Source organism: Acidovorax sp. GW821-FHT10E03 (assembly GCF_059415205.1).
Map to the genome: position 1 here is coordinate 31,184 of NZ_JBWKMU010000006.1, position 25,945 is coordinate 57,128.

Genomic DNA, 25,945 nt, shown 5'->3' on the forward strand with positions numbered 1-25,945 from the left:
GCAGACGCCTAGGCGACAGCGTGCTGCCACGGGCCGGCGGTCAGTGCCCGCCGCCTGCCCCGTAGGCCACCTTCATTCCCAGGATCGTCCCCGCCAGCGCGAGCGTGATGGCATTGGCCACCACGATGGGCCAGGCCGCCAGGGTCAGCCCATAGACCAGCCACAGCGCCACGCCCGCCGTGAACACGCTGTACATGCCCAGCGAAATGCCGCGGACATCCCGCGTGCGGAAGGTGTGCAGCGCCTGCGGCACGAAGCTGCAGGTGGTCATGGCGGCGGCAAGGTAGCCGATGAGCTCGGTCGTGGGCATGGGGCGGTGGTTCCGGAAACCTGTTCGAAGCGAAGGCCCGGGCGCGCGGGGCCGGGGCAACGCCGGATTATTCACTGGTCACCCGCCGCCCAGTCGACCAGGCTGTCCAGCACGGGCCGCGCTGCGCCGGCATTGGCATGGTTGACGACCGCCACCAGCACATAGCGCCGGCCGCTGGCCGCGTGCACGTAGCCCGCCACGGCCATCACGTCGCGCAAGCTGCCCGTCTTGAGGTGGGCCACGCCCGCGCGGCTCTGGCTGCGGCGCAGCGTGCCGTCCACGCCGGAGATGGGCAGCGAGGCCACGAGCTCCGGCATCACGGGCGAGGCCCAGGCCACCTGCAGCATGCGCGCCAGCGCCTGCGCGGTCAGGCGGGCGTCCCGGCTCAGGCCCGCGCCGTTGTCGGCCAGGGGCAGTTCCGCATCGCCCATGCGCGCGAGCCACCACTGGCGCAGGGCCTCGCGGGCACCGTCGAAGGTGGCCACACCGTTCCTTTGCAATGCCAGCGTGAGGAAGACATGCTGCGCCATCACGTTGTTGCTGTATTTGTTCACATCGCGCACCACCTCGGCCAGGGGGGGCGAGGTGGCCACGAAGGCGGGCTTCAGGCCGGCCGGCACCTTGCCCTCGCGCACGCTGCCCGTGAGCTTGCCGCCCAGTTCGCGCCACATGCCTTCCACCGCGCGCGCCGCAAAGCCGCGCGGGTCGGCCGCCGCCACGGGCCACACGCGTTCGCCGCAGGCGGCCGGGTACACCCCCTGGAAGACCACCTTGGCGGGGTCGGCCAGCTCCGCGCGCAGGGCGCCACGCCAGTCTCCGCACTCGGTGCCCGGCGCCGCCAGCGCCACGGTGGGCTGGCGCGACACGCCCGCCAGGGGCGGGTCGTACTGGATGCGGGCCAGCCCGCCGGCGGCGTCGGGCACGAAGGTCATCACCGACGACTTGTAGTTGAGCAGCAGCGCGTCGGGCGCGGCGTTGTACGGGCGCAGGGGCTCGCCGTCAAAGCGCGCCGGGTCGTGGTCGGGCACATCGAAGGCGGTGCGGTCGAGCACGATGTCGCCCACGATGACCTGGATGCCCTGGCCCTGCAGGCGCCGCATCAGCAGCCACAGGCGCTCCATGACGAGCTTGGGGTCGCCCTGGCCCTGGATGTAGACATTGCCGCGCAGGCTGCCCTCCTGCACCGTGCCCTGCACGTAGACCGGGGTGTTCCACACATAGGCGGGGCCCAGCTGCTCCAGCGCCGCGTAAGTGGTCACCAGCTTCATCACCGACGCCGGGTTGACCTGGGCCTGCGCGCGGTGCGAAAGGCGCGCCGCAGCGCGGCCGCCCTGGGCATCCACGACCACCACCGACAACGCCTCGCGCGGCAGCCTGGCGCGCTGCAGGGCCGCCTCGACTTCCGGGGGCAACGAAACGGGTGCGGGGGTGGCGGACTGCGCCCCGGCGGCGCCGGCGGCCCCCGCCAGGACAAGCGATGCCGCGCAGCAGCGCACGGCATCCCGCAGCGCATTCCAGCGCCAGGCAACAGGAAGAGAAAACATGGCGGAAGTCTATCGCCCGGCGCCAGGGGTAGCCTCTGCCCCGGCCCCGCCGGCAAGCCGCGCGCCAGCGCTGGCGGCGGCAGGCACCGATAATCCCCCGATGCGCTTTTCTCCTCGTGCCATGGGCCTGCTGGCGGCGGTCGTGACCGTCACCATCTGGACAGGCTTCATCGTCATTGCCCGCGCCTCGGCCCAGCGCACGCTCACCCCGTTCGACATCGCGCTGCTGCGCATCACCGGCGCCAGCCTGGTGCTGCTGCCCTGGGGCTGGTGGATGGTGCGGCGGCGCACGGCGGCGCAGGGCGCGTCCGCCCCGCCCTCCAGCCTGGCGGGCATCTCGCCCCTGCCGCTGCGCACCACGGCCCTGCTGGGCATCTTCGGCGGGCTGCTGTACGCCATGCTGGCCTACGCGGGGTTCTTCCATGCGCCCGCCACCCACGCGGCCGTGCTGATGCCGGGCAGCCTGCCGCTGTGGACGGCGCTGCTGGCCGCCGCGCTGCTGCGCGACCACATCACCCCGCTGCGTGCCGCGGGCCTGGCCTTCATCGTGGCGGGCGACCTGCTGGTGGGCGGCCGCAGCCTGCTGGCGGCCTTCTCGGGGGGCGACGTGTGGAAGGGCGACCTGCTCTTCATGATGGCGGCCGCGAGTTGGGCCACCTACAGCGTGCTGGCCCGGCGCCACGCGGTGGACGCCGTGCAGGCCACCATCGCGATCACGGCGTTTGCCTGCCTGGTCTATGTGCCCGGCTATGCCCTGCTGACCACGCTGGGCGCCGTCACCAGCCACCTGGCGCTGGCGCCCTGGAGCGAGATCGTCTTTCACATGGTGTTCCAGGGCGGCGGCTCGGTGGTGATCTCGGGCATCGGCTTCACGCGCATGATCCAGCACTATGGGCCCGTGCGCTCCACCATGATCACGGCGCTGGTGCCTGGCCTCTCGGCCATCGGTGCCGTGGTGTTCCTGGACGAGCCGATGTACTGGAACCTCGTCGCCGGCCTGCTGCTGGTGACTGCCGGTATCCTGCTGGGCGTGCTGCGCAGGAGCCCGGCGGGCCCGGCCGCCACCGCCACGCCCGCCCCTGGCCACACCGCCTCCTGACCTCCTTTTGCCGCGCAAACCCCCAGGCCCCATGAATCTGCTTGCCTTCGACACCAGCACCGACACCCTCTCCATCGCGGTACAGCAGGGCGATGCCGTGTGGCATCACACGGGCCCCGGGGGCGCGCAGGCATCGGCCACCCTGATCCCGGCGGTGCGCAGCCTGATGGCGCAGGCCGGCGTGTCGTTCGACACGCTCGAGGCCATCGTGTTTGGCCGGGGGCCGGGTTCCTTCACCGGCCTGCGCACCGCCTGCGCCGTGGCCCAGGGGCTGGCGTTTGGCGCACGCGGGGGCCACGGCGTGCCGGTGCTGCCCGTGGACACCCTGCTCGCGGTGGCCGAGGAGGCGCGCCACGCGCAGGGCTGCACGCGCGTGGTGGCGGTGCTGGACGCGCGCATGGACGAGGTCTACCACGCGCGCTGCGAATGGCGGGCCCCCGAGGCACGCTGGCAGGCCGACGCCGACTTTGGACTGGGCGCGCCGGAATCCGTGCTGCCGCCCCCGGGCTGGACGGTGGCGGGCAATGCGCAGGCCCCCTACGGCGACCGGCTCGCGCCCGATGCCCCCCATGTGGCCGCGCTGCCCACGGCCGGTGCGCTGCTGCGCCTGGCCCCTGCGCTGCTGGCCGCCGGCCACGGCGTGCCAGCCCGCGATGCGCTGCCGCGCTATATCCGCGATAAAGTGGCGCAAACCACCGCCGAACGTGCCGCCCTGCGCGCCGCCCAGGCGGCAGCCAACCCGCAGGAACCCGGGGTTGGCGCGTCCCAGTGAACCTTGTCCTGGCCACCACCGCATGAGCGCCCTGCCCACCCCGCCCGCCCGCGCCCTGGAAGCGCGCTTTGAAACCCTCACGCTCGCGCGGCTCGACGCCGTGCTGGCGGTGGAGCAACGCGCCTATTCGCACCCCTGGACGCGCGGCAACTTCACCGATGCGCTGGCCTCGGGCTACCAGGCCCAGCTGCTCATGGCCGGCGACCATCTGCTGGGCTACTTCGTGGCGATGCTGGGCGTGGACGAAGTGCACCTGCTCAACATCACCGTCACGCCCGAATTCCAGCGCCAGGGCTGGGCGCGGGTGCTGCTTGATGCGCTGGCCCTGTGGGCACGCGGACGGGGTGCGCAGTGGCTGTGGCTGGAGGTGCGCGTGAGCAACGTGCGCGCTCAGCGCATCTACCAGGCGCACGGATTTCGCCGCGTGGGCGAACGCAAGCGCTACTACCCCGCGGCCGAGGGCCAGCGCGAAGACGCCGTGGTCATGAGCCTGCCCCTGTAACCCGCAAGAACCACCCACCCCGCCCGTATGAGCCTCCACCTCGATGCGCGACAGCGCGCCATGCTGCAAGAAATGGGCGTCACCGTGTGGGGCCCGCCACAGGCCGTGGCGGTGGCGGCGCCAGCCGCGCAAGCAGCGGGCGCCACAGCGGCCCCCGGCACCGATCGCCCACCGGCGCGGCCCGCCCTGGTGGCCGCCACGACAGCCCTGGCCGCCGCCCCCGACCGCGCAGCGCCCCCCACCCCGCCCCGGGTGCCCGCGCGCGCTGCACCGGCGCCAGCGCAGGACACGCCGCCCTCCACCCTCTCCACCGTGACGGCCCCCGTCGCCCCGGCCCTGAGGCTGCACGCGCCCCAGCCGCTGTACCCCCTGGCCGATCCGGCGCAGGCGCCCGCCGGGCTGGGCCCGGGCTGGCTGATCGTGGCCGAATGCCTCACCCCCGACGACCCGCTGGGCGGCGACGCAGGCCGCCTGCTCGACAACATGCTGCGCGCCATGCAACTGCACCGGCATCCCCGCGTGTTCCTGGCCGCGCTGGAGCGCCCCGCCCCCGGCACGCAGGCGAGCGCGGACATCCAGGCCACGCTGGCCGAGACCGTGGCATCGCTGCAGCCCGCCCTGGTGCTGGTGCTGGGCCATGTCGCGGCGCGCGTGGCGCTGGGCCGCACCGAACCGCTGGGCCGCCTGCGCGCGGGGCCACACGCGCTGGGCGGGTGCCCCGCCGTGGTGACCTACGACCCCGCCTTCCTGCTGCGCTCGCAGGAGACCAAGGCCGCCGCCTGGGCCGACCTGTGCCGGGCACTGGCCATCGTGCGCCAGGCTTCATCCACCTGACCACGGCGGGCGCGGGCTTTTGCCACGGACCCGCCGCGGCGGCAGTGCCATAATCCGCCGCCTGTCCATTTTTTACGGAGAAAGCTCCTTGGAAACCTACCCGAGTTGGTAGCTTTCAGCTCCCCGGCCTGCCTGCTGTGGGGTTGAAAGCACCCGATCCCCCACACCGCAGATGCCACACAACAAGGGAGTGAGCCCATGCTCAACATCTTCACGCTCGCCAATGGCCGGCTGTTCCAGGAAGAAATCGAATCCCTGGAAGAGCTGACCCGCTTCCAGCCGATCTGGGTGGACCTGGAAGCCCCCACCCTCGAAGAAAAACGCTGGATCAAGCAGCATTACGGCCTGTCCATCCCCGAGGATGCGATGGACGAGGACATCGAGGAATCCGCCCGCTTCTACGAGGAAGACAACGGCGAGCTGCACATCCGCAGCGACTTTTTGATCGACGACGATGAAGACCCGCGCTCGGTGCGCGTGGCCTTCATCCTGAACCAGCACAACGCCAACCTCAAGAGCCGGGGCGTGCTGTTTTCCATCCACGACGAAGACGTGCCGGTGTTCCGCCTGCTGCGCATGCGCGCACGCCGCGCGCCGGGGCTCATCGAAGACGCCAAGGAAGTGCTGCTCAAGCTGTTCGACGCCGACGCCGAGTATTCGGCCGACACGCTCGAGAACATCTACGACGAGCTGGAAAAGGTGAGCAAGCAGGTGCTGGCCGGCGACGTGACCGATGCCCTTGCTGGCGAGGTGCTGGGCGCCATTGCCCGCCAGGAAGACTTGAACGGACGCATCCGCCGCAACGTGATGGACACCCGCCGCGCCGTGAGCTTCATGATGCGCAGCAAGATGCTCAACTCCGAGCAGTTCGAGGAAGCCCGCCAGATCCTGCGCGACATCGAATCGCTGGACAACCACACGGCGTTTTTGTTCGACAAGATCAACTTCCTGATGGACGCCACGGTCGGTTTCATCAACATCAACCAGAACAAGATCATCAAGATCTTCTCGGTGGCCAGCGTGGCGCTGCTGCCCCCCACGCTGATCGCCAGCGTGTACGGCATGAACTTCAAGTTCATGCCCGAGCTGGAGTGGAGCTACGGGTATGCCTACGGCATCCTGCTGATGATCGCCAGCGCGGTAGGGCCGATGTGGTACTTCCGCAAGCGGGGCTGGTTGAAGTAGCCCCCCTGTGGCGCTGCGCGCCTTCCCCCCCGAGGGGGGACGCCTCCGGTGGACCGGCGAAGCCGGATCCACGGTGGCGCTGGCACGGGGGAGCGCCAGTTTCACGGCGCGGCGACCGATGATCTACGGCCACGCATGAAAATATCCAATCAAAATAGCTCCTAGCGCTTATCCAATAAGCGCGAGTAGCTATTAATTTTATAGTTTTTGAAGAAACGCCAGCATGATGTGCTCGGCGTAGCGGCTGGCCACGGTCTGCACGAAGAGGGGAAAGTCCACGTGGGCGGTGTCGTCGGCACGGTCGGAGATGGTGCGCACGGCGGCGAAAGGGATGCCGTAGTCGTGGCACACCTGGGCGACGGCGGCGCCTTCCATTTCCACGGCCAGCACGTCGTGGCCGGCGTCGCGCAACGTGGTGCGCAGGCGGTGGGCTTCATCGGCTGCGGAAACAAAGCGGTCCCCGCTGGCCACCAGGCCGTGGTGTGCGCGGTGCAAGACACCTTCCAACGCATCTGTTGCGTCAGTTTTCAAGCCAAATTGGCCGCTGGCCCTTGATATACAAGCGCTGGCCGCTTCCAGAAGCAGAGCAGACAATACGGTGTCGCATGCCAGGCGGCTGCGCGTGTAACCCGGGATCTCCCAGCGGGGGAACAGGGGCGAGGCGTCCATGTCGTGCTGGAGGTAGTCCTGCGCCACCACCACGTCGCCCACGTTCACGCCATCGCCCACACCGCCCGCCACGCCGGTGAAGACGATGCGCGCCACGCCGAAGCGCTCGATGAGCGCCGTGGCCGTGGTGGCCGCCGCCACCTTGCCGATGCCCGAGAGCGCCAGCACCACTGGCCGGCCGCACAGGTCGCCGCGCCAGAAGAAACGGCCGGCATGCACCAGGCGCTGGGGGTGCGACAGGTGCTGGACCAGCGAGCTTTGCTCTTCGGGCAAGGCGCTGAGGATGGCGGTGGTCATGGCCTACGAAACCGACACGTCCCATACCAGCGGACGCCGTGGAACTGGCTTCGCCAGGCCGCTGGCGTCGTCCCCCTTCCCGGCGCGAGCCGAGAGAAGGGGGAAGCCGCGAAGCGGCTCAGGGTGATGGTCATTTCTTGTCGCGCAGCTCGCGGCGCAGGATCTTGCCCACGGGCGTCTTGGGCAGCTCGGTGCGGAACTCGATGACCTTGGGCTGCTTGTAGCCCGTGAGTTCAGCGCGGCAGAACTCCTTGACCTGCGCTTCGGTGAGCGCGGGGTCCTTCTTGACGATCACGAGCTTGACGGCCTCGCCGGTCTTCTCGTCGGGCACGCCCACCACGGCGCATTCGAGCACGCCGGGGCAGTTGGCCACGACTTCTTCGACCTCGTTGGGGTAGACGTTGAAGCCGCTGACCAGCACCATGTCCTTCTTGCGGTCCACGATCTTGAAGAAGCCGCGCTCGTCCATGACGCCGATGTCGCCGGACTTGAAGAAGCCGTCGTCGGTCATGACCTTGGCGGTTTCATCGGGGCGCTGCCAGTAGCCGGCCATCACCTGCGGGCCCTTGATCGCGATTTCGCCGGGCTGGCCGAGGGTGGTCACCTCGCGGCCGTCGTCGTCGAGCAGCTTCATCAGGGTGCCGGGGAGCGGCACGCCAATGGTGCCGGTGAACTCCTTGGCGGTCACGGGGTTGCAGCTGACCGAGGGGCTGGTCTCCGACAGGCCGTAGCCCTCGCAGATGGGGCAGCCGGTCTTCTCCAGCCACAGCTTGGCCACGGCGCCCTGCACGGCCATGCCGCCGCCCACCGAGACCTTGAGGTTCTTCCAGTTGACGGTGTTGAAGTCGGGATGGTTGGCCAGGCCGTTGAACAGCGTGTTCACGGCCGGGAAGCTGTGGAAGGTGTGCTTGGACAGCTCCTTGAGCACGGCAGGCAGGTCGCGCGGATTGGGGATCAGGATGGTCTTGCCGCCCGTGCGCATGCTCAGCATCATGTTCACGGTGAACGCGAAGATGTGGTACAGCGGCAGCGCGCAGATGCTGGTCTGCTGCTCGCCCGCGGGCACCTTCTTCATCACCGGGTCGTTCCATGCCTCGGACTGCAGCACGTTGGCGATCACATTGCGGTGCAGCAGCACCGCGCCCTTGCTCACGCCGGTGGTGCCGCCGGTGTATTGCAGCAGCGCGATGTCGTCGGGCCGGATGTCGGGCTTCTTGAGGGTGCCGCGCGTGCCCTGGGCCACGGCGTCATTGAAGCGCACGGCGCCCGGCAGGTTGTAGGCGGGCACCATCTTCTTGACGTTGCGCACCACGTAGTTGACGAGCGCGCCCTTGAGCAGGCCCAGCTGGTCGCCCATGGCGCACAGCACCACATGCTTGACGGGCGTGTTGGCAATGCAGCTTTGCAGCGTGGTGGCGAAGTTCTCGATGATGACGATGGCCTTGGCGCCCGAATCCTTGAGCTGGTGCTCCAGCTCGCGCGGGGTGTACAGCGGGTTCACGTTGACCACCACGAAGCCCGCGCGCAGGATGGCCGCCACCGTCACGGGGTACTGCGGCACGTTGGGCATCATGATGGCCACGCGGTCGCCCTTGACCAGGCCCAGGCCCTGCAGGTAGGCCGCGAACGCACTGCTCAGGGAGTCGGTCTGGGCATAGGTCACTTCCTTGCCCATGAAGCTGTAGGCCACGCGGCCCGCGTACTTGGTGAACGCCTCGTCCATGAGGGCCACCAGCGACGGGTATTGCGCGGTGTCGATGTCTGCGGGGACGCCTTGCGGATAGGCAGCCAGCCAGGGGCGATTCGTCATTTTTTGTCTCCTGATAAGTTTTATTGAGGCCGTGAGACCGTGCTGATTTTTCAGCACGGTCGTGCTTTTTTCGCGGTGGAATTATGCCCGTCACCCCTTGAGCGCGGAAAGAACTTCGTCGAGCATTTTCTTGGCGTCGCCAAACAGCATGCGGTTGTTGTCCTTGTAGAACAGGGGGTTGTCCACGCCCGCATAGCCCGAGGCCATGGAGCGTTTCATCACGATCGAGGTCTTGGCCTTCCACACTTCCAGCACCGGCATGCCGGCGATGGGGCTGGACGGGTCGTCCAGCGCGCTCGGGTTCACGATGTCGTTGGCGCCGATGACCATGGCCACGTCGGCATTGGGAAAGTCCTCGTTGATCTCGTCCATCTCCATCACGATGTCGTAGGGCACCTTGGCCTCGGCCAGCAGCACGTTCATGTGGCCGGGCATGCGGCCCGCCACCGGGTGGATGGCAAAGCGCACATCCACGCCTTTTTCGCGCAGGGTCTTGGTGATCTCGTACACGGTGTGCTGGGCCTGGGCCACGGCCATGCCGTAGCCGGGCACGATGATGACGCTTTTGGCATCGCGCAGCAGCTCGGCCGTCTCGGCGGAGCTGACGGGCACGGCCTCGCCTTGCGGCTCGGCTGCTTCGCCCTTCTTGGCGGGCGTGCCAGCGCCCGAGCCAAAGCCGCCCGCAATCACGCTGATGAAGTTGCGGTTCATCGCGTTGCACATGATGTAGGACAGGATGGCGCCCGAGGAGCCCACGAGCGCGCCCGTGACGATAAGCAGGTCGTTCGACAGCATGAAGCCCGTGGCTGCCGCCGCCCAGCCCGAGTAGCTGTTGAGCATGGACACCACCACCGGCATGTCGGCGCCACCAATGGCCATCACCATGTGAATGCCGAACAGCAGTGCGATCGCCGTCATCACCATCAGCGGCACCATGCCTTGTTCAATGGTCTCGGCGCGCAGGAACTCGCGGCCAAACCAGATCACGATCAGCAGCGCAGCCAGATTCATCCAGTGGCGACCAGGCAGCAACAGCGGCTTGCCACCGATCTTGCCGTTGAGCTTGCCGAAGGCGATCAGCGATCCGCTGAACGTGACCGCGCCGATCAGGATGCCGACATAGATCTCCACCTCATGGATGATCTTCTCGGCGCCCTGCAGCTGGATCGAGGTATCGACATAACTCGCAAAACCCACCAGGCAGGCCGCGAGGCCCACCAGGCTGTGCATGAGGGCGACCAGCTCGGGCATCTGGGTCATCTTGACGACCTTGGCCGCATACAGGCCAATGCCGCCGCCAATGACCAGAGCGCCGACGATCCAGGCCACGCCCGCAGGACTGACACGGGGGCCGAACACCGTGGCCAGCACGGCCAGCGCCATGCCGACCATGCCGAACAGGTTGCCCCGGCGTGAGGTTTCGGGGTTGGAGAGCCCGCCCAGGCTCAGGATGAACAAAATGGCCGCACCCAGGTAGGCAACGGTGGCGAGACTTTGGGACATGTTCTGTGCTCCTTGTGTTCTTGTTGTGATGGAGTTACTTGCGGAACATGGCCAGCATGCGGCGCGTGACGGCGAAGCCACCGAACATGTTGACAGCCGTGAGCACCAGCGCGGCAAAGGCCAGCCAGAGGATGAGCCCATCCGGGCGCCCGTTGATGCCCGCATCGGGCGGTGCAATCTGCACCAGCGCACCGATGGCGATGATGCTGGAGATCGCGTTGGTCACGCTCATCAACGGCGTGTGCAGCGCGGGCGTGACATTCCACACCACCATGTAGCCGATGAAGCAAGCCAGCACAAACACCGTGAAGTGGCCCAGGAAAGCCACGGGCGCATAGGCACCGATGGCCCAGAACAGCACGGCCAGCACGGCAAAAACGATGGTCAGCGTCTTGGCAGACATCGGTGCGCCCGGGCCATGGCTGGATTTTTTGGCAGCCACAGGAGCCGCCGCGGCCTTGGGTGCCAGCACAGGGGCCTGCTTGAGCGGCGGGGCGGGCCAGGTGATCGCGCCATCCTTGACCACGGTGAGGCCGCGGATCGCGTCGTCCTCCATGTTGACCACGGCCACGCCATCCTTGGCCTTGCACAGCTCTTCAGCCAGGCGCAGCAGGTTGGTGGCATACAGCGTGGACGACTGCTTGGCCAGGCGCGAGGCCAGATCGGTGTAGCCGACGATGGTCACGCCGTGGCGCACCACAGCCTGGCCAGGCACGGTCAGCTCGCAGTTGCCACCCTGCTCGGCGGCCATGTCCACGATCACGCTGCCGGGCTTCATGCTCTGCACCATCTCGGCCGTGATGAGCTTGGGCGCGGGCTTGCCGGGGATCAGCGCGGTGGTGATGATAATGTCGGCATCCTTGGCCTGCTCCGCGTACATCTTGCGCTGCGCGGCCTGGAAACCCTCGCTCATGACCTTGGCGTAGCCGCCGCCGCCCGAGCCTTCTTCCTCGTAATCCACCTTGACGAACTCACCGCCCAGCGACTTGACCTGGTCGGCCACCTCTGCGCGCGTGTCGTTGGCGCGCACGATGGCGCCCAGGTTGGCCGCCGTGCCGATGGCGGCAAGCCCCGCCACACCCGCGCCTGCGATGAACACCTTGGCCGGAGGCACCTTGCCCGCGGCGGTGATCTGGCCGTTGAAAAAGCGGCCGAAGGCATTGGCCGCCTCGATGACGGCGCGGTAGCCGGAGACGCCAGCCGTGGAGGTCAGCGCGTCCATCTTCTGGGCGCGCGAGAGCGTGCGCGGCAGGCAGTCGATGGCCAGCACCGTGGCCTTGCGGGCCGCGAGCTGCTGCATCAGCTCGGGGTTCTGGGCGGGCCAGATGAAATCAATGAGCGTCGTGCCCTCGCGCATCAGCACCACTTCGTCGCTGCTGGGCGGGCGCACCTTGAAGACGATGTCTGATGCTGCCCACAGCGCGGCAGCGCCGCCCACGATCTGGGCCCCGGCGGCGCGGTAGGCGTCATCGCTGAAGTTGGCGGCATCCCCAGCCCCCGACTCCACAGTGACCGCAAAACCCAGCTTGATCAGCTTCTCCACCACATCGGGCACGGTGGCCACACGCTTTTCGCCAGGGAAAGTTTCCCTTGGCACGCCAATGCGCTGCGGCTGCGGGACTGGGCTTGTCTGCATCAGAGGTCTCCTCGAGTTTCGTAATCGTTATGCAAGGCCGCCAGGCAGGGGAGGGCCGGCGCGCTAGCGTCTGGAAGGGGGCGCGGGAAACGGGAACGGCGGAATGGCCAGGTGGCCATCCATCATGCCGGCGCTCAGGCGCACGGCCTGGGCCAGGTCATGGGCCCACTGCTGGAGGGGCAGGCCCGCGGTCAGGAATTCTTCGTTGCTGCGCGGCCGGACGCTGAGCAGCCGCTGGTCCACCAGGGCATCCACCGCCACCCAGACACCCGCTTCGGTGACGTAGCGGTAGCCCACATGCGCGTAGGGAGTGCTCAGCGCGATCTGGCGGCTGGCCATCCACTGGACCAGGTCGGGCCGGTTCTTTTCGAGCCACCTGGGGCTGCTGGCCCAAAGCTTGAAGCGCAGGCAATCGGCGCGCACGGGGCTGCCGTCCGCGGGATCCTTGACCACGACGTCCTGTTGCGGCGGGCAGTACCCCACCCCTTGCGGAGACCCACGCAGGTCGCCCGTGCGGTTGGTCTGCACCCGCAGCGCGGCCAGCCATTCACCTTGCGCACCCCGCAGCCCCACCGCACGGGTCTGGAGCGGGGTACGGCCTGCGGGACCGGACATGGCTTCTTCGGAAGTGCCCAGGTCTTGCCACGCCCCCGGCGGCAACACCAGACGGGCCCGGCCGACGGGATATTCGGACTTGGGGGGAACGGTCAGGGGCGCGCACGCCACCGTGAACACCGTCACAGCCAACACAGGCAACAGCCGCCGGAACTTTGAAATTGTCAGAGTCATAGAGAAAGGTTCATACGAATTCGCCTTCAATCATCCCACGGCACCCGAGTCCGTCCATCGACGGCTTCTGCCATGCAACAACCAGCTCGGTGTAGCTGGTGAGAAATGTGTTGAACGCGCCCTGGTATCGGACACTTCTTGCGGCGCTGCCGGTGGGCAAGCTGACCGCGAGCTTACATGAAGAAGATCTTGTCGCTGTCACCTTTGTCTGCTGTAGAGGGAACTCCCCAGTCTCTGCATGCAGACAGGCAAAAAAAAGCCTGGCAGCACAACGCAACCAGGCTGGGCAGCGGCCCCGCAGGGCCTCGTGCCAACGATCAGTGCACCACTTGCGCCAGAGTACCCGCGGCGTACTGGGCCGCCACGGCCTGCAGGCTCAGGCCCTGGATCTTGCTGCCCTGGCCTTCGCAGCCGAACTCCAGGTAACGCTGCTTGCACACCTGCTTGGCGGCCTCGCGGGCGGGCTTGAGCCATTCGCGGGCATCGAACTTGTCGGGGTTCTCGGCCAGGAACTTGCGCACCGCGCCGGTCATGGCCAGGCGGATGTCGGTGTCGATGTTGATCTTGCGCACGCCGAACTTGATGGCTTCCTGGATCTCCTCGACCGGCACCCCGTAGGTTTCCTTCATCTTGCCGCCGTACTGGTTGATGATGGCCAGCAGTTCGGCGGGCACCGACGAGGAGCCATGCATCACCAAGTGGGTGTTGGGAATGCGCTTGTGGATTTCCTTGACCCGGCTGATGGCCAGGATGTCGCCGGTGGGCTTGCGGCTGAACTTGTACGCGCCATGGCTGGTGCCGATGGCGATGGCCAGCGCGTCGAGCTGGGTGGCCTTGACGAACACGGCGGCTTCCTCGGGGTCGGTCAGCATCTGGCTGTGGTCCAGCTTGCCTTCGGCGCCGATGCCGTCTTCCTCGCCAGCCTCGCCGGTTTCCAGGTTGCCCAGGCAGCCCAGCTCGCCTTCGACCGTGACACCCACCTTGTGGGCCATCTCCACGACCTTGCGCGTCACGTCGACGTTGTACTCGAACGATGCCGGCGTCTTGCCGTCTTCCATCAGGGATCCGTCCATCATGACCGAGCCAAAGCCCAGGTCGATGGCGCCGGCGCACACCTTGGGCGAGGTGCCGTGGTCCTGGTGCATCACCAGGGGGATGTGCGGGAAGGCCTCGACGGCGGCCTGGATCAGGTGCTTGATGAAAGGCTCGCCCGCGTACTTGCGCGCGCCAGCGCTGGCCTGCAGGATGACCGGCGCGCCCACTTCGTCGGCGGCGGCCATCACGGCCTGGACCTGTTCCAGGTTGTTGACGTTGAAGGCAGGGATGCCGTAGCTGTGGGCGGCGGCATGGTCGAGCAGTTCGCGCATCGAAACGAGGGGCATGGTCGTAGGGTCCGTTGAAGGTTGGAGGAAGGCGCTGTCAGCCTGGCAGTGCGGTGGTAACCGCTTGGTAACCCGTGATTTTAACCGGGGGGCGCGGACGGCGGCAGGGGCAAATCCAACCGGAAACAGGTGGTAAAGGGCGCGGAGGCCGGTGCCGCGCCGAACTGGCCGCCGTGGATGTCCGCCACCCGCCGCAGGATCTCGTGGCCCAGGTGCAGGCTGTCGGAGGTGCCCCTCGCTCCCCCGGAGGCGGGAGCATCGCCAGGGCGCCGGGCGCCGTCGTCGCACACCTGCAGCCATGCACCCGCCCCGTCAGACGCCCCCACCTGCACCGCGATGTGCGTGCCTTGCGGCGTGTGCTTGAGCGCGTTTTCCACCAGATTGCGCGCGGCGATGTCCAGCAGCAGCACATGCCCGGACACCCAGAGCTCCGGCGGGGCCGACAGCGCCATGTCGTCGCCCCGCTGCCACGCCGCCTGCGCGTAGTCGGCGCAGACCTGGCGGGCCACGGCGCACAGGTCCACCGGCGCCTTGGCCTCGTGCAGCTCAGCCCGGCTCGCGCGGGCCAGGGCCAGCAGCTGGTTGAGCACATGGCCGGCCCGCAGGGCATCCTGGCCGATGCGCGCGATGGCCTGCGCCCTGGCGGCGGCCTCCAGGTCTCCGGCCAGGGCGCTGGCCTGCAGCGCGATGGAGGACAGCGGCGTGCGCAGCTCGTGGGCGACTTCGTTGGCCAGCCGCCGCTCGCGCACCAGCGCCGCCTGCTGGCGGTCCAGCAAGGTGTTGATGGAGGCGACCACCGACTCGAATTCGCTCCACGCATGGCGCGAGGCCAGGCGCGGCGCGCTGGCGGGGTCGAGGGCGGCCACGTCGGCCGACAGGGCATACAGCGGCCGCAAACCCCGCCACAGGGCCAGGCCCAGCGCGAGCGACACCACGGGAAGCAGCCAGAGGCCGGGCTCGATCATCTGCTCGGCGATGTCCTGCGCGAGTTCATCGCGCTCGCGCAGCTCCAGCAGCACCATGATCTTGCGCATCCGCGCGGCGTCCCATTGCGAGAAGCTGCGCCACACCGTCCCGTCCGGCCCGAGCGCCATGTTGGCGAATCCCTCGACCTCGCCAAAGGCCGGCGCCGGCGCGGTGCCGCTGTGATGGAGCATGCGGCCCTGCGCGTCCCACTGCACGACGCTGAGGGACTGCTGGTAGTCGTGCGACTTGAGCCAGGGCGTGGGGGCGCGCTGGGTGACCTGCGGCCCCTCGGCGGCCTCGGTCGCACGCAGGTTCAGCAGCAGGGCGGCCACGCTGGCCAGGTGCCCGTCGGTCAGTTCGTCCGCCTCGTGCACCCCCGTCTGGTAGCCGATGAACACGAAGCTGCCCCACACCAGCGCCAGCGCTCCAAGGCACCACAGCAGCAGCTGGCGCGTCAGGGACGGCCGGCGAACACGGGCCGCAGAGGCCGCAGGAGAATCACTCATTCCGCGGGCTCCTGGGGCATGAAATAGCCCACGCCGCGCATGGTCTGGATGCACGCGCTGCCCAGCTTGCGGCGCAGGTGGTGGATGTGGACCTCCACCGCGTTGCTCTCGATGGCCGCGTCCCAGCTGTACAGGCGCTCCTCGATCTGCTGGCGCGAGAGCACGCGCCCCCGCGCTTCCAGCAGCACCAGCAGCACCGAAAACTCCCGCGGCGACATCTCCACCGCCTTGCCGCCCTGGTGGACGGTCCGCGCAGCGGGGTCCATTTCGATGTCTGCGTAGCGGATGGTGGGGGACGCCCGGCCGGCGGCCCGGCGCAGCAGGGCCCGCAGGCGCGCGTCCAGCTCATCGATATCGAAGGGCTTGGCCAGGTAGTCGTCGGCGCCCTGGTCCAGCCCCGCGATGCGCTGGTGCACCTGGTCACGGGCGGTGACGATGAGCACGGGGGTGGACGGATCGGGCAGCCCCGGAGCAGCGGCGGCAGCGCCCGGGGCCGGGCTCAGCCGCAGCCGCCGGAGCAATTCGCCGCCGTCTCCGTCGGCCAGCCCCAGGTCCAGCAGCACGGCATCAAAGCGCTCGGCGCGCAGCGCGCTCCACGCACTGGCCACGCCATCGCACACGTCCACCGCGTAGCCGCGCTGGTGCAGGTTGGCACGCAGCCCGCTGGCGATGCCGGCATCGTCTTCGACAACGAGTATTCGCATGCGGCGATTGTCGCCGGGCCCGGCGCCCCCGGACCAGCCGCGGCCCGCCATTAAGGCGGTGTTAAGTGCGGCCTTCTATGGTCCGGGCATGCCATCTTCGCCTTCCCATCCCCATCCCTTCCCGGCCCGCCATCGATTCCTGCTCCTGTGGACACTCGGCCTGCTGGCCGCCGTGGTGGCCTGGGACGCGGGGGGGCAAGACATTCCGCTCGCCCGTGCATTTGGCTCGGCCACGGGATTCCCCCTGCGGGAGCAGTGGTTCTTCGTGCACGTGCTCCATGAAGGCGCACGCCGCCTGGCGTGGCTGCTGGTGCTGCTGCTCGTGGTGGGCGTGTGGTGGCCGCCGCGCGGGGTGCTGCGGCGCATCGATACCGGCGAGCGCCTGCAGATGGCCCTGAGCGCGCTGCTGGCGCTCGCGGTGGTGAGCATCGCCAAGAACCTGAGCGACACGAGCTGCCCCTGGGACCTCGCGGAGTTCGGCGGCGTGGCGCGCTATGCGTCCCACTGGGCGCTGGGCGTGGCCGACGGCGGCGGCGGGCGCTGCTTTCCGGCGGGCCATGCCTCGGCCGGGTTCGCCTTCATCGGCGGCTACTTCGCGCTGCGCCGCAAGGAACCCGCGGCGGCGCGCTGGTGGCTGGCCGCAGCCGTGGCGGCGGGCCTGGTCCTGGGCGGCGCCCAGCAGGTGCGCGGCGCGCACTTCATGAGCCACACGCTCTGGACAGGCTGGCTGTGCTGGGTGTCGGGCTGGCTGTGCGACCTGGGGTTTCAGAAACTGGCGCGGCCCCGCCCGGCCGATGCCGGGGAGCAGGGCCTGCCAGGGCACGGCGCCCCGTCCCAGTGAAGCCGGGTGCAGGGTGAGGCGGCGTCGCCGCTCCGGCGGCCGCGCTCAACTCGCCACGCAGATCTTCAGCATGTTGGTGCCGCCGGGGGCGCCCATGGGCTCGCCGCAGGTGATGGCGTAGACATCGCCCTTTTGCACGATGTTGCGGCTCTTGAGGTGGCGCTCGGCCTGCTCCAGCGCCGTGTCGCGGTCTGCGCTGGTGTCCATGAGCAAGGGGCGCACGTTGCGGTACATGGCCATCTTGCGCTGCGTGGCGACCTTGGGCGTGAGCGCATAGATCGGAATGTCGATGCTGTGCCGGCTCATCCACAATGCCGTCGCGCCGCTGTCGGTCATGGCCACGATGGCCTTGGCGCCCAGGTGGTGGGCCGTGAACAGCGCGCCCATGGCGATGGACTGGTCGATCCGGCCGAAGGTCTGGCCGGTGAAGTCGGCGTCGAGCTGGTGGTCTTCGGCCGCCTCGGCCGCCGCGCAGATGGTGGCCATTTCTTCCACCGTCTCGAGCGGGTAGCGGCCGGCGGCTGTCTCGGCGCTCAGCATCACGGCGTCGGTGCCGTCCAGCACGGCGTTGGCCACGTCGCTCACCTCGGCGCGCGTGGGCACGGGGTTGGTGATCATGCTTTCCATCATCTGCGTGGCGGTGATCACGACCTTGTCCTGTTCGCGCGCCATGCGGATCATCTTCTTTTGCAAGGCGGGCACGGCCGCGTTGCCCACTTCCACGGCCAGGTCGCCGCGCGCCACCATGATGCCGTCGCTCACGCGCAGGATGGCTTCCAGGTGCGGGATGGCCTCGGCGCGTTCGATCTTGGCGATCAGGCCCGGCTTGTGGCGGTACTCGGACGCGGCCACGTTGCACAGCTGGCGCGCCATTTCCATGTCGGTCGCGTTCTTGGGAAAGCTCACCGCCACATAGTCGGCCTGGAAGCTCATGGCCGTGCGGATGTCTTCCATGTCCTTGGCGGTGAGGGCCGGTGCCGTGAGGCCCCCGCCCTTCTTGTTGATGCCCTTGTTGTTGGACAGCTCGCCGCCCACCTTGACGGTGGTGTGCACCTCTTCGCCGCGCACCGCATCCACGGTGAGCACGATCAGCCCGTCATTGAGCAGCAGCAGGTCGCCCGCCTTCACGTCGCGCGGCAGTTCCTTGTAGTCCAGCCCCACGCCGTCGATGTCGCCCAGCTCCGTGCGCGAGGCGTCGAGCACGAACTTGGCGCCCGATTCCAGCTGCACCTTGCCCTCGGCGAACTTGCCCACGCGGATCTTGGGGCCCTGCAGGTCGGCCATGATGGCCACTTCGCGGCCCGCGCGCTGGGCCGCGGCGCGCACCGTCGCGGCGCGGTCGATGTGGTCCTGCGCCTTGCCGTGGCTGAAGTTCAGCCGTACCACGTTCACCCCCGCGCGGATCATGGCCTCCAGCAGTGCCGGGTCGCTCGATGCGGGGCCCAGGGTGGCAACAATCTTGGTGGCGCGGCGGGTAGGCATGGGCTTGTCTCTTTCTGTGGGTATGTAATCGAATTTCAATTCTCACACGAAGCGGTTACATGCCGATTACCAGCCGCCCTCAGCCGATGCCCGGAGGGCATCCTTGGCGCCTGCGCGCACGGCTGCCCAGCATGAGGGCCATGGCCCCCACCATCAGCAGCGCGGCGGCCGTGAACGTGGCCCGCATGCCCGCCACCATGGGCATCCCTGAAGCCCCCACGGCATGCGCCAGCGCCGCGCCCATCGCGAACACGGCCCCCATGGCGGAAGCTCCCGTGATGAGCCCCAGGTTGCGCGACAGGTTGAGCAACCCCGCCACGACACCCCGCGCGCCGGGTTCTGCGTGGGCCATGACCGCGGTGTTGTTGGCCGCCTGGAACAGGGCATAGCCCGCCGTCAAGACCGCCAGCGGGACGACATAGCCCGGCACGCCCCACGCGAGCGGCGCCAGCGCCAGGCCGGCGCACCCGGCGAGCATGGCGGCGAGCCCGGCCAGCCCCATGGAATGCGCGCCCAGCCTGTCCACGGCCCTGCCCGCGGGAAGGCCCACCAGCGCGGACACCAGCGGGCCACACGACATGGCGAGCCCGACCTGCGCGGCACCGAGCCCCAGCGCCCCCGACAGATAGAACGGCCCCACCACCAGCGTCGCCATCACCACCGTGGCCACGAGGGTGGTGGTGGCCAGGCCCGCGCCCAAGCCGGGGAGGCGCAACACCGACAACCGGACCAGGGGCGCGGCCACGCGCGCCTGGGCCCACACGAACAGGCATGCCCCCAGCGCCGCAAGGCACAGCAGCGCCCCGTTCAGCAGGCCCCAGCCGCCACGCCCCATCGTCATGGCCAGCGCGTAGGCCCCCAGCGCGAGGGCCAGCAGCACCGTGCCCAGGGGGTCGAACCCGGGCCTCTCCCCTGCGGCCAGGCGGTCCGCCGGCAGGTGGCGGCGCACCAGCAGCAGGCCCAGGGCGCCCAGCGGCAGGTTGATGAGAAAGATCATCGGCCAGCCGGCCTGGGCGATCAGCACACCGCCCAGCGTCGGCCCCAGGGCCGTGCCCACGGCGGACATGGTGCCCAGCAGGCCCATGGCGCTGCCCGCCCGGTCCTTGGAGACGGTCTCGCCCACGAAGGCCATCGTGAGCGCCATCATCGCGGCCGCGCCCAGCCCCTGCAGCGCCCGGGCGGCGACCAGGAGCCCCAGCGTGGGGGCCGCGGCGCACAGGGCCGAGGCCCCCGTGAACAGGGCCAGCCCCGCCAGCAGCAACCGCCGGCGGCCCACCACGTCGCCCAGCCGGCCCACGCCGACCACGGCCGTGGTGATGGCCAGCAGGTAGGCCAGCACCACCCATTGCACTTCCTGAAAGGGCACGTCCAGCGCCTGCGCCAGCGTGGGCAAGCCGACGTTGACGATGCTGGTGCCCAGCGAGGACAGCAGCATGGACAGCGCAAGGCTCGCCAGCGCCCACCGGCTGTCCGAGGGGCCGGTGGCCTGCGGCCCGCCCGCGGCAGGCTGGGGCAGCAGGGAAAAAGTCGCTTGCGGGGGAATGGCGGTGCGGGTGGGGGGTGTCATGGCGGAGGGTCTCCTCGGGAGGCAATGGTTCGCGGGTGCCCGGTCGGCGCCCCTGGAAAACCAGCCACTCCAGCGTAGCCAGGCACGTGGCCCGGCGGAAGACGCAGCATTTGCATTCCATACATGCACCAGACGCCATGCCACGGACCGGCGTGCTATGGTCCCGCCATGCCGCGGCCTGATCTCAACCTGCTGGTCACCCTGGATGTGCTGCTTGCGGAGGGCAACGTGGCGCGGGCCGCCGAGCGCCTGCACCTGAGTCCTTCCGCGATGAGCCGGGCGCTCGCCCGGCTGCGCGACACCACCGGCGACCCGCTGCTCGTCAGGGCCGGGCGCGGACTGGTGCCGACGCCACGCGCACTGGAGCTGCGCGACAAGGTCAGCCAGCTCGTGCAGGACACCGAGGCCGTCCTGCGCCCCGCATCGGCGTCCGACCCCGCCCAATGGGCCCGGTCTTTCACGCTGCGCTGCAGCGACGGCTTTGCGGAGAACTTTGGCCCCGGCCTCCTCGCCCGCGTGGGCGAGGCCGCCCCCGGGGTGCGGCTGCGCTTCGTGCAGAAGACCGACAGGCACAGCGCCCCGCTGCGCGATGGAACCGTCGACCTGGAGACCGGCGTGGTGGGCGACGCCATGGGCCCCGAGGTGCGGGCGCAGGCCCTGTTCCGCGACCGCTTCGTGGGGGTCGTGCGCGCGGGGCACCCGCTGTGCGCGGGCGAGATCACGCCGGCCCGCTATGCGGCCGGCAGGCATGTGCTCGTGTCGCGGAAGGGGCGGGACCGGGGGCCCGTGGACGATGCCCTCGCGCCCCTGGGCCTGGCGCGGCAGATCGCCACCGTGGTGGGCGGCTTTTCCACCGCGCTGGCGCTGGCGCGCGGCTCCGACCTGGTTGCCACGGTTCCCGAACACCACACCGGCAACCTGCGCGCCGGCATGTCCAGCTTTGCACTGCCCGTCCCGGTGCCGCAGATCACGGTGTCGCTGCTGTGGCACCCCCGGCTGCAAGCCGATCCCGCGCACCAGTGGCTGCGCGGGCTGGTCCGGGAGGTGTGCGCCGAGCTTCGCTGACGCGCGCCCCCGCACGGCCGCACGCAGCGGTCAGACGAAGGGATGCGACAGGGCGTGCGCCAGCACATGGGCCAGGATGGCGGCCTCCAGCCCATGCCGGGCATAGAGCCATCCCGCCACCAGCCCGAAGGCGGTGTTGCCCACCAGCACGAACGCCACCACGGAGGGGGTGAGCACCCCGGCCATGGCCTGCGCGGCCGGCAGATGCCCCAGCGCAAACAGCAGGGCGCTGGCCACCACGGCGGCCGCCACGATGCCACGGCCCGGCGTGCCCTGGCCGCGCTGCACGAAGCGCCAGCCCAGCCACAGCAGCAGGCTCATCACGCCCCAGCGCACTAGCAGTTCCTCGGAAATCCCGCCATAGAGCAGCTTGACCCCCAGGGATGCGGCACCGGCCGGGTCGGAGGGCCTGAGCGCCTGCGGCGCCACCAGCGAGAGGCCCCACAGCCACAGTGCGCCCGCGAGCCCGCCCACAAGCCCCGGCGCCCACTGGCGCCGGAAGGGCCCGGCCACCGGCTGGCCCTGCAGCCAGGCCGACACGGCAGGCGCCGCCAGCCCCACGCGGGGCGCCAGCGCCACACCCAGTGCCACGCACAGGGCCAGCAGGACCGCGGTCTGCAGGCCGCTGAGCAGCACCATGGCCCACAGCGGCAGCGGCAGCAAGGCCTGGTGGGCGGCCAGGGGCGGGACCAGCGCCCACACCACGGCCACGACGCCCGGCAGGCCCAGCAGCCACAGCGCGGCACCCAGGCGCCACTTCTGCGCGCGGGGCGCGCGCGTGGCAAGGTGCGCGGGCACGGCGGTATCAGAAGCCATCATGGACCCTGGCCATCCCTCGGCCTCAGCCGCGCATCAGCGCTTCGATCTCGTCGGCCTTCACCGGCACGCCGCGCGTGATCAGCTCGCAGCCCGTCTCGGTGACGATGGCGTCGTCCTCGATGCGGATGCCGATGTGGTGGAACTGCTCGGGCACCCCGTCGGCCGGCCGCACGTAGATGCCGGGCTCGATGGTGAGCACCATGCCCGGGCGCAGCACGCGGCTGGGGCGGTTGGTGATGGTCTCGCCCGACAGCGGGTCCTTGCGCTCGCTCACCGCCCCGACCTCATCGGGTTCCACGTAGCTGCCGCAGTCATGCACGTCCATGCCCAGCCAGTGGCCGGTGCGGTGCATGTAGAACTGGAAGTAGGCGCGCGTGTCGATCACGTCCTGCGCGGTGCCCACCTTGTTCCTGTCGAGCAGGCCCAGGTCCAGCATGCCCTGCGCCAGCACGGCCACGGTGGCGTCGTGCGGGTCGTTGAAGCGCGCGCCGGCCTTGGTGGCCGCCACCGCCGCGTCCTGGCTGGCCAGCACCAGGTCGTACAGCGCGCGCTGCGGCCCGGTGAAGCGGCCGTTGGCCGGGAAGGTGCGGGTGATGTCGCTGGCGTAGCCGTCAAGCTCGCAGCCGGCGTCGATGAGCACCAGCTCGCCGTCGCGCACCGGGGCGGCGTCCGCGCGGTAGTGCAGCACGCAGGCGTTGGCCCCGGCCGCCACGATGGAGCTGTAGGCCGGGTACTGCGAGCCCTCGTCGCGAAACGCGTGCAGCAGCTCGGCATCCAGGTGGTACTCGCGCACGTCCTGGCCGGCGCGCAGCATGCGGGCCGAGCGCTGCATGGCGCGGATGTGCGCCCTGGCGCTGATGTCACTGGCGCGGCGCATGATGTCCTGCTCGTGCGCGTCCTTGATGAGCCGCATCTCGTCGAGCAGCGTGCACACATCGTTCTGCTCCGCCGGGCACAGCGCGCCGTAGCGCACGCGCGCGCGCACCGCGTTCAGCCACCCTTCCACCCGCGCCGCCAGGCCGCTGTGGATGGCAAACGGGTACCACACGCGGTGGCGGTTCTCCAGCAGGCGGGGCAGCTTGGCGTCCAGCTCGGCGATGGAATGGGCGGCTTGCACGCCCAGCGCCCCGGGCGCCGCAGCAGGGCCCAGCCGGTAGCCGTCCCAGATCTCGCGCTCCAGGTCCTTGGGCTGGCAGAACAGGGTGCTGCACCCGTCCTGCGCGACCACAAGGCATGCCCCCGGCTCGATGAAGCCGGTCAGGTAGTAGAAGTAGCTGTCGTGGCGGAACAGGAAGTCGGTGTCCCGGTTGCGCGGGCGCTCCGGCGCCGTGGGAATGATGGCGATGCCCCCCGCGCCCAGCTGGGCAGCAAGCCGCGCGCGGCGTTGGGCGTAGATGGAGGCAGGCACGGTGGTGTTCATGGACGGGCAGCAGAGAGAGAATTGAGTTCAGCCAGGCGCTCGGGGGTCCCCACATCGGTCCAGCGTCCGGTGTAGAGCTGTGCGCTGACCCGGCCATTTTCCATCGCGCGGCGAAGCAGCGGCGCCAGCGGGGCTTTGATGCCATCCGGGTTGCCGGCCGGAATGTCGCACCAGGGCGCCGCGAACAGCCCGGCGCGCAGCAGGGCGATGGTGCTGTAGGTGTAGCGCGGCGCGGGGTCGTCGGCGGGCAGGTTCAGTGCCAGCCCGTCCGCCGACAGCCCGAAGTCGCCGCGCAGGTTGTGCGCCGGATTGGGCACCAGCCACAGGTGGGCCAGGTGGCCGCTGGCCTCGAAGGCCGACACGGCGGCGCTGCCGAACACGAAGTCGGGCGCAAACACATCGCCCGCCGCCAGCCAGAACACGGGGCCCAACCGGGGCAGGGCGCGGGCGATGCCGCCGGCGGTTTCCAGTGCGCCGCCAAAGTCCACGCCTTCGTGCGAGTATGAAATGGATAGCTGCTTGCGCTTGTCCACCCGGCGCTGGAGGCCAAAAACATCGGAAAAGTGGTGGCTGATCTGTCCACCCAGCCATGCGGTGTTGATCACCACCTGCTCCACACCCGCTTCCTGCAGCGCCGCCAGGTGCCACTGCAGCAGCGGCTGGCCCTGCACCTGCAGCAGGGGTTTGGGGATGGTGTCGGTCAGCGGGCGCATGCGCTCGCCACGGCCTGCGGCCAGCAGCATGGCGGGGACCTGCCCCCCGGTGGCGGCGGCCGGCGCCGCGGCCCCCGCGCTCACGCCACGGCCTCCTGCAGGGCGCCCCGCTGCAGCGCGTGGCGCTGCACGGCCGTGGGTGCGAACAGGGCCACGAGCGCCTCCAGGAGCGCGCGCGCCTTGCCCGAATGGTCCGCACCGAAGTTGCACACATAGACGTCGAGCGTGACGGCCTGCTGTTCGGGCCAGGTGTGCACGCACAGGTGCGACTCGGCCAGCAGCACGGTGGCGGTCACCCCGCCAGGTCCGTGGGCGGTGGCGGGAAATCCGTGGAACAGCTGGCCCACGGGCTGCAGCCCGGCGGCGCGCACGGCGTCGCCGCAGGCCTGGCCCAGGGCGGCGGCATCGAGCAGCCACACGGGGGCGCAGCGGCAGCCATGGAGATCGGCGGTGAGGTGCAGTCCTTGCATGGCCCGCACTGTAGTGCATCACGGGGGCGGGCGGCGCCGGGCTTTCGGGCCCGCATCGCGGCCGGGCTGGCGCCACCCCGGCCGGTCCCGGCGGTCCAGCGCCCAGGCGGTGGTCGCGCGCGCGGCGCCACGGACTATCCCGCCGGGGTAGGGCGATGCGCCGGGCGCTCGGGTAGCCTGCGCGGCCCATGACAGCCCCTGCCCCGCAACCCCGGCCCGGCCACCCGAAGCCGCTTGTGCCAACTATTACCGGATCACGCCTGCGCGCGATCGTGGGCCGCCGTTTCGCGGGCGCCGACACCCCCCATAGTGTCGCCACCATGAAGATCATCCTTGCCGACGACCACACGCTGTTCCGCGAAGGACTGCAGCACCTGCTGTCGGCACTGGACCCTCAGGCCCAGGTGCTGGAGGCGAACGACTACGCCAGCGCGGCGTCGCTGGTGGTGGAGCATCCCGATGCCGCCCTCGCCCTGGTGGACCTGGACATGCCGGGCCGCGACGCCAGCGCGCCGGGTGGCGGCGGCCTGGAACGCCTGCTGGCGCTGGCGCCCGGCGTGCCGGTGGTGGTGCTCTCCGCCCGCGAAGACCCCGCCGTGGTCCGCGACGTGCTGGACGCGGGCGCCATGGGGTTCATCTCCAAGCGCGAACGCGCCGCCGTGATGCTCAACGCCCTGCATCTGGTGCTGGCCGGCGGCATCTACCTGCCGCCCATGCTCCTGAGCACGGCGGCCCGAGCGTCCGCCTGCGCCGCCCTGACCCCCCGGCAGGTCGAGGTGTTGCACGGCCTGGCGAACGGGCATGCCAACAAGGTGATCGCGCGCCAGCTCGGCATGAGCGAGGCGACCGTGAAGGCGCACACGGGTGCCATCTTCCGCAGCCTGGAGGTCAGCAACCGCGTGCAGGCCGTGCGCATGGCCCGGCGGCTGGGCCTGCTGGCGCCCGACTGAGCCCAGGGAAGCTCCTGATTTGATAGCTTCCAGCGCTTTATAGACAAGCTCCGGCGCCCTGTTTTATTCAAAATTGAAGGTCCGGCAGGCCGCGGTGCGGCGGCCGATCA

24 protein-coding genes are annotated in these 25,945 nt (G+C 69.7%); 8 read left to right on the forward strand and 16 right to left on the reverse strand.

Going from position 1 to position 25,945, the window contains the following annotated elements; all coding sequences use genetic code 11:
* Positions 1 to 40: 40 nt before the first annotated feature.
* Together AC07OD_RS11705 and dacB are read right to left on the reverse strand one after the other, a co-directional pair.
* Positions 41 to 310, reverse strand: coding sequence for a SemiSWEET transporter (locus AC07OD_RS11705; RefSeq protein WP_218297870.1), 270 nt, complete (start codon positions 308 to 310; stop codon positions 41 to 43).
* A gap of 71 nt (positions 311 to 381) precedes the next feature.
* Entirely contained in the window at positions 382 to 1,854 is a 1,473-nt protein-coding gene (dacB, locus tag AC07OD_RS11710) for a D-alanyl-D-alanine carboxypeptidase/D-alanyl-D-alanine endopeptidase (RefSeq protein WP_494596767.1), read from the reverse strand.
* A 100-nt stretch (positions 1,855 to 1,954) separates the two neighbouring features.
* On the opposite strand from dacB, the gene AC07OD_RS11715 reads away from it, so the two are divergent.
* From AC07OD_RS11715 to corA, 5 genes are all read left to right on the forward strand, one after another.
* Positions 1,955 to 2,953, forward strand: coding sequence for a DMT family transporter (locus tag AC07OD_RS11715; RefSeq protein ID WP_492245262.1), 999 nt, complete (start codon positions 1,955 to 1,957; stop codon positions 2,951 to 2,953).
* A 31-nt stretch (positions 2,954 to 2,984) separates the two neighbouring features.
* A complete protein-coding gene (tsaB, locus tag AC07OD_RS11720) occupies positions 2,985 to 3,725 on the forward strand; it encodes a tRNA (adenosine(37)-N6)-threonylcarbamoyltransferase complex dimerization subunit type 1 TsaB (RefSeq protein WP_218297873.1) in 741 nt (246 codons plus the stop codon).
* Positions 3,726 to 3,747: 22 nt separating this feature from the next.
* A complete protein-coding gene (gene rimI / locus AC07OD_RS11725; RefSeq protein ID WP_218341783.1) occupies positions 3,748 to 4,227 on the forward strand; it encodes a ribosomal protein S18-alanine N-acetyltransferase in 480 nt (159 codons plus the stop codon).
* A gap of 27 nt (positions 4,228 to 4,254) precedes the next feature.
* The gene (locus AC07OD_RS11730; RefSeq protein WP_494596769.1) at positions 4,255 to 5,061 is read left to right on the forward strand and encodes a uracil-DNA glycosylase family protein; all 807 of its coding nucleotides are present in this window, start codon (positions 4,255 to 4,257) and stop codon (positions 5,059 to 5,061) included.
* Between the two features lie 198 nt (positions 5,062 to 5,259).
* The gene (gene corA, locus AC07OD_RS11735) at positions 5,260 to 6,246 is read left to right on the forward strand and encodes a magnesium/cobalt transporter CorA (RefSeq protein WP_010464274.1); all 987 of its coding nucleotides are present in this window, start codon (positions 5,260 to 5,262) and stop codon (positions 6,244 to 6,246) included.
* A gap of 198 nt (positions 6,247 to 6,444) precedes the next feature.
* Here corA and AC07OD_RS11740 read toward each other — a convergent pair whose 3' ends face one another.
* The 8 genes from AC07OD_RS11740 to AC07OD_RS11775 all read right to left on the reverse strand — a co-directional run bounded on the left by AC07OD_RS11740 (position 6,445) and on the right by AC07OD_RS11775 (position 16,508).
* The gene (locus AC07OD_RS11740; protein WP_494596772.1) at positions 6,445 to 7,212 is read right to left on the reverse strand and encodes a 5'-methylthioadenosine/adenosylhomocysteine nucleosidase; all 768 of its coding nucleotides are present in this window, start codon (positions 7,210 to 7,212) and stop codon (positions 6,445 to 6,447) included.
* Between the two features lie 130 nt (positions 7,213 to 7,342).
* On the reverse strand, positions 7,343 to 9,022 hold the full coding sequence (locus AC07OD_RS11745) for a long-chain-fatty-acid--CoA ligase (protein WP_218297878.1): 1,680 nt from the start codon (positions 9,020 to 9,022) through the stop codon (positions 7,343 to 7,345).
* A 90-nt stretch (positions 9,023 to 9,112) separates the two neighbouring features.
* Positions 9,113 to 10,525: a Re/Si-specific NAD(P)(+) transhydrogenase subunit beta gene (gene pntB / locus AC07OD_RS11750; protein WP_494596773.1), complete on the reverse strand. Its 1,413-nt coding sequence runs from the start codon at positions 10,523 to 10,525 to the stop codon at positions 9,113 to 9,115.
* A gap of 34 nt (positions 10,526 to 10,559) precedes the next feature.
* Positions 10,560 to 12,161 carry a Re/Si-specific NAD(P)(+) transhydrogenase subunit alpha gene (locus AC07OD_RS11755; RefSeq protein ID WP_494596775.1) on the reverse strand — a complete coding sequence of 534 codons (1,602 nt, stop codon included), beginning with the start codon at positions 12,159 to 12,161 and terminating at the stop codon, positions 10,560 to 10,562.
* Between the two features lie 63 nt (positions 12,162 to 12,224).
* On the reverse strand, positions 12,225 to 12,950 hold the full coding sequence (locus AC07OD_RS11760; RefSeq protein WP_218341779.1) for a hypothetical protein: 726 nt from the start codon (positions 12,948 to 12,950) through the stop codon (positions 12,225 to 12,227).
* 317 nt (positions 12,951 to 13,267) lie between these two features.
* Entirely contained in the window at positions 13,268 to 14,332 is a 1,065-nt protein-coding gene (fba, locus tag AC07OD_RS11765; RefSeq protein WP_492254124.1) for a class II fructose-bisphosphate aldolase, read from the reverse strand.
* Positions 14,333 to 14,412: 80 nt separating this feature from the next.
* Positions 14,413 to 15,804, reverse strand: coding sequence for a histidine kinase dimerization/phospho-acceptor domain-containing protein (locus tag AC07OD_RS11770; protein ID WP_494596778.1), 1,392 nt, complete (start codon positions 15,802 to 15,804; stop codon positions 14,413 to 14,415).
* Positions 15,801 to 16,508, reverse strand: a complete 708-nt coding sequence (locus AC07OD_RS11775; RefSeq protein ID WP_218297884.1) for a response regulator transcription factor — start codon at positions 16,506 to 16,508, stop codon at positions 15,801 to 15,803. Before AC07OD_RS11775 ends, AC07OD_RS11770 begins: the two co-directional genes overlap by 4 nt.
* A gap of 88 nt (positions 16,509 to 16,596) precedes the next feature.
* On the opposite strand from AC07OD_RS11775, the gene AC07OD_RS11780 reads away from it, so the two are divergent.
* On the forward strand, positions 16,597 to 17,349 hold the full coding sequence (locus AC07OD_RS11780) for a phosphatase PAP2 family protein (RefSeq protein WP_369643644.1): 753 nt from the start codon (positions 16,597 to 16,599) through the stop codon (positions 17,347 to 17,349).
* 45 nt (positions 17,350 to 17,394) lie between these two features.
* Here the strand turns inward: AC07OD_RS11780 and pyk are convergent, their stop codons facing one another.
* Together pyk and AC07OD_RS11790 are read right to left on the reverse strand one after the other, a co-directional pair.
* A complete protein-coding gene (pyk, locus tag AC07OD_RS11785) occupies positions 17,395 to 18,831 on the reverse strand; it encodes a pyruvate kinase (protein WP_218297886.1) in 1,437 nt (478 codons plus the stop codon).
* Positions 18,832 to 18,910: 79 nt separating this feature from the next.
* The gene (locus AC07OD_RS11790; protein ID WP_494596781.1) at positions 18,911 to 20,398 is read right to left on the reverse strand and encodes an MFS transporter; all 1,488 of its coding nucleotides are present in this window, start codon (positions 20,396 to 20,398) and stop codon (positions 18,911 to 18,913) included.
* Positions 20,399 to 20,566: 168 nt separating this feature from the next.
* Between AC07OD_RS11790 and AC07OD_RS11795 the strand changes: the two genes are divergently transcribed.
* Positions 20,567 to 21,463 carry a LysR family transcriptional regulator gene (locus AC07OD_RS11795; RefSeq protein ID WP_218297887.1) on the forward strand — a complete coding sequence of 299 codons (897 nt, stop codon included), beginning with the start codon at positions 20,567 to 20,569 and terminating at the stop codon, positions 21,461 to 21,463.
* A gap of 30 nt (positions 21,464 to 21,493) precedes the next feature.
* Here the strand turns inward: AC07OD_RS11795 and AC07OD_RS11800 are convergent, their stop codons facing one another.
* The 4 genes from AC07OD_RS11800 to AC07OD_RS11815 are packed head-to-tail and all read right to left on the reverse strand — an operon-like array spanning position 21,494 to position 24,885.
* A complete protein-coding gene (locus AC07OD_RS11800) occupies positions 21,494 to 22,282 on the reverse strand; it encodes a CPBP family glutamic-type intramembrane protease (RefSeq protein WP_494596783.1) in 789 nt (262 codons plus the stop codon).
* Between the two features lie 22 nt (positions 22,283 to 22,304).
* A complete protein-coding gene (locus AC07OD_RS11805) occupies positions 22,305 to 23,702 on the reverse strand; it encodes an aminopeptidase P N-terminal domain-containing protein (protein ID WP_218297888.1) in 1,398 nt (465 codons plus the stop codon).
* Entirely contained in the window at positions 23,699 to 24,445 is a 747-nt protein-coding gene (locus AC07OD_RS11810; RefSeq protein WP_494597029.1) for a nucleotidyltransferase family protein, read from the reverse strand. Before AC07OD_RS11810 ends, AC07OD_RS11805 begins: the two co-directional genes overlap by 4 nt.
* Positions 24,446 to 24,495: 50 nt before the next feature.
* On the reverse strand, positions 24,496 to 24,885 hold the full coding sequence (locus AC07OD_RS11815; RefSeq protein ID WP_218297889.1) for an S-adenosylmethionine decarboxylase family protein: 390 nt from the start codon (positions 24,883 to 24,885) through the stop codon (positions 24,496 to 24,498).
* 320 nt (positions 24,886 to 25,205) lie between these two features.
* On the opposite strand from AC07OD_RS11815, the gene AC07OD_RS11820 reads away from it, so the two are divergent.
* Entirely contained in the window at positions 25,206 to 25,835 is a 630-nt protein-coding gene (locus AC07OD_RS11820) for a response regulator transcription factor (protein ID WP_218341773.1), read from the forward strand.
* Positions 25,836 to 25,945 lie beyond the last annotated feature (110 nt).

What these genes read in the sequence shown, in the direction of transcription:
- AC07OD_RS11705 (WP_218297870.1), bottom strand. Translation starts at nt 310, where the DNA reads ATGCCCACGACCGAGCTCATCGGCTACCTTGCCGCCGCCATGACCACC.
- dacB (WP_494596767.1), bottom strand. Translation starts at nt 1,854, where the DNA reads ATGTTTTCTCTTCCTGTTGCCTGGCGCTGGAATGCGCTGCGGGATGCC.
- AC07OD_RS11715 (WP_492245262.1), top strand. Translation starts at nt 1,955, where the DNA reads ATGCGCTTTTCTCCTCGTGCCATGGGCCTGCTGGCGGCGGTCGTGACC.
- tsaB (WP_218297873.1), top strand. Translation starts at nt 2,985, where the DNA reads ATGAATCTGCTTGCCTTCGACACCAGCACCGACACCCTCTCCATCGCG.
- rimI (WP_218341783.1), top strand. Translation starts at nt 3,748, where the DNA reads ATGAGCGCCCTGCCCACCCCGCCCGCCCGCGCCCTGGAAGCGCGCTTT.
- AC07OD_RS11730 (WP_494596769.1), top strand. Translation starts at nt 4,255, where the DNA reads ATGAGCCTCCACCTCGATGCGCGACAGCGCGCCATGCTGCAAGAAATG.
- corA (WP_010464274.1), top strand. Translation starts at nt 5,260, where the DNA reads ATGCTCAACATCTTCACGCTCGCCAATGGCCGGCTGTTCCAGGAAGAA.
- AC07OD_RS11740 (WP_494596772.1), bottom strand. Translation starts at nt 7,212, where the DNA reads ATGACCACCGCCATCCTCAGCGCCTTGCCCGAAGAGCAAAGCTCGCTG.
- AC07OD_RS11745 (WP_218297878.1), bottom strand. Translation starts at nt 9,022, where the DNA reads ATGACGAATCGCCCCTGGCTGGCTGCCTATCCGCAAGGCGTCCCCGCA.
- pntB (WP_494596773.1), bottom strand. Translation starts at nt 10,525, where the DNA reads ATGTCCCAAAGTCTCGCCACCGTTGCCTACCTGGGTGCGGCCATTTTG.
- AC07OD_RS11755 (WP_494596775.1), bottom strand. Translation starts at nt 12,161, where the DNA reads ATGCAGACAAGCCCAGTCCCGCAGCCGCAGCGCATTGGCGTGCCAAGG.
- AC07OD_RS11760 (WP_218341779.1), bottom strand. Translation starts at nt 12,950, where the DNA reads ATGACTCTGACAATTTCAAAGTTCCGGCGGCTGTTGCCTGTGTTGGCT.
- fba (WP_492254124.1), bottom strand. Translation starts at nt 14,332, where the DNA reads ATGCCCCTCGTTTCGATGCGCGAACTGCTCGACCATGCCGCCGCCCAC.
- AC07OD_RS11770 (WP_494596778.1), bottom strand. Translation starts at nt 15,804, where the DNA reads ATGAGTGATTCTCCTGCGGCCTCTGCGGCCCGTGTTCGCCGGCCGTCC.
- AC07OD_RS11775 (WP_218297884.1), bottom strand. Translation starts at nt 16,508, where the DNA reads ATGCGAATACTCGTTGTCGAAGACGATGCCGGCATCGCCAGCGGGCTG.
- AC07OD_RS11780 (WP_369643644.1), top strand. Translation starts at nt 16,597, where the DNA reads ATGCCATCTTCGCCTTCCCATCCCCATCCCTTCCCGGCCCGCCATCGA.
- pyk (WP_218297886.1), bottom strand. Translation starts at nt 18,831, where the DNA reads ATGCCTACCCGCCGCGCCACCAAGATTGTTGCCACCCTGGGCCCCGCA.
- AC07OD_RS11790 (WP_494596781.1), bottom strand. Translation starts at nt 20,398, where the DNA reads ATGACACCCCCCACCCGCACCGCCATTCCCCCGCAAGCGACTTTTTCC.
- AC07OD_RS11795 (WP_218297887.1), top strand. Translation starts at nt 20,567, where the DNA reads ATGCCGCGGCCTGATCTCAACCTGCTGGTCACCCTGGATGTGCTGCTT.
- AC07OD_RS11800 (WP_494596783.1), bottom strand. Translation starts at nt 22,282, where the DNA reads ATGATGGCTTCTGATACCGCCGTGCCCGCGCACCTTGCCACGCGCGCG.
- AC07OD_RS11805 (WP_218297888.1), bottom strand. Translation starts at nt 23,702, where the DNA reads ATGAACACCACCGTGCCTGCCTCCATCTACGCCCAACGCCGCGCGCGG.
- AC07OD_RS11810 (WP_494597029.1), bottom strand. Translation starts at nt 24,445, where the DNA reads ATGCTGCTGGCCGCAGGCCGTGGCGAGCGCATGCGCCCGCTGACCGAC.
- AC07OD_RS11815 (WP_218297889.1), bottom strand. Translation starts at nt 24,885, where the DNA reads ATGCAAGGACTGCACCTCACCGCCGATCTCCATGGCTGCCGCTGCGCC.
- AC07OD_RS11820 (WP_218341773.1), top strand. Translation starts at nt 25,206, where the DNA reads ATGAAGATCATCCTTGCCGACGACCACACGCTGTTCCGCGAAGGACTG.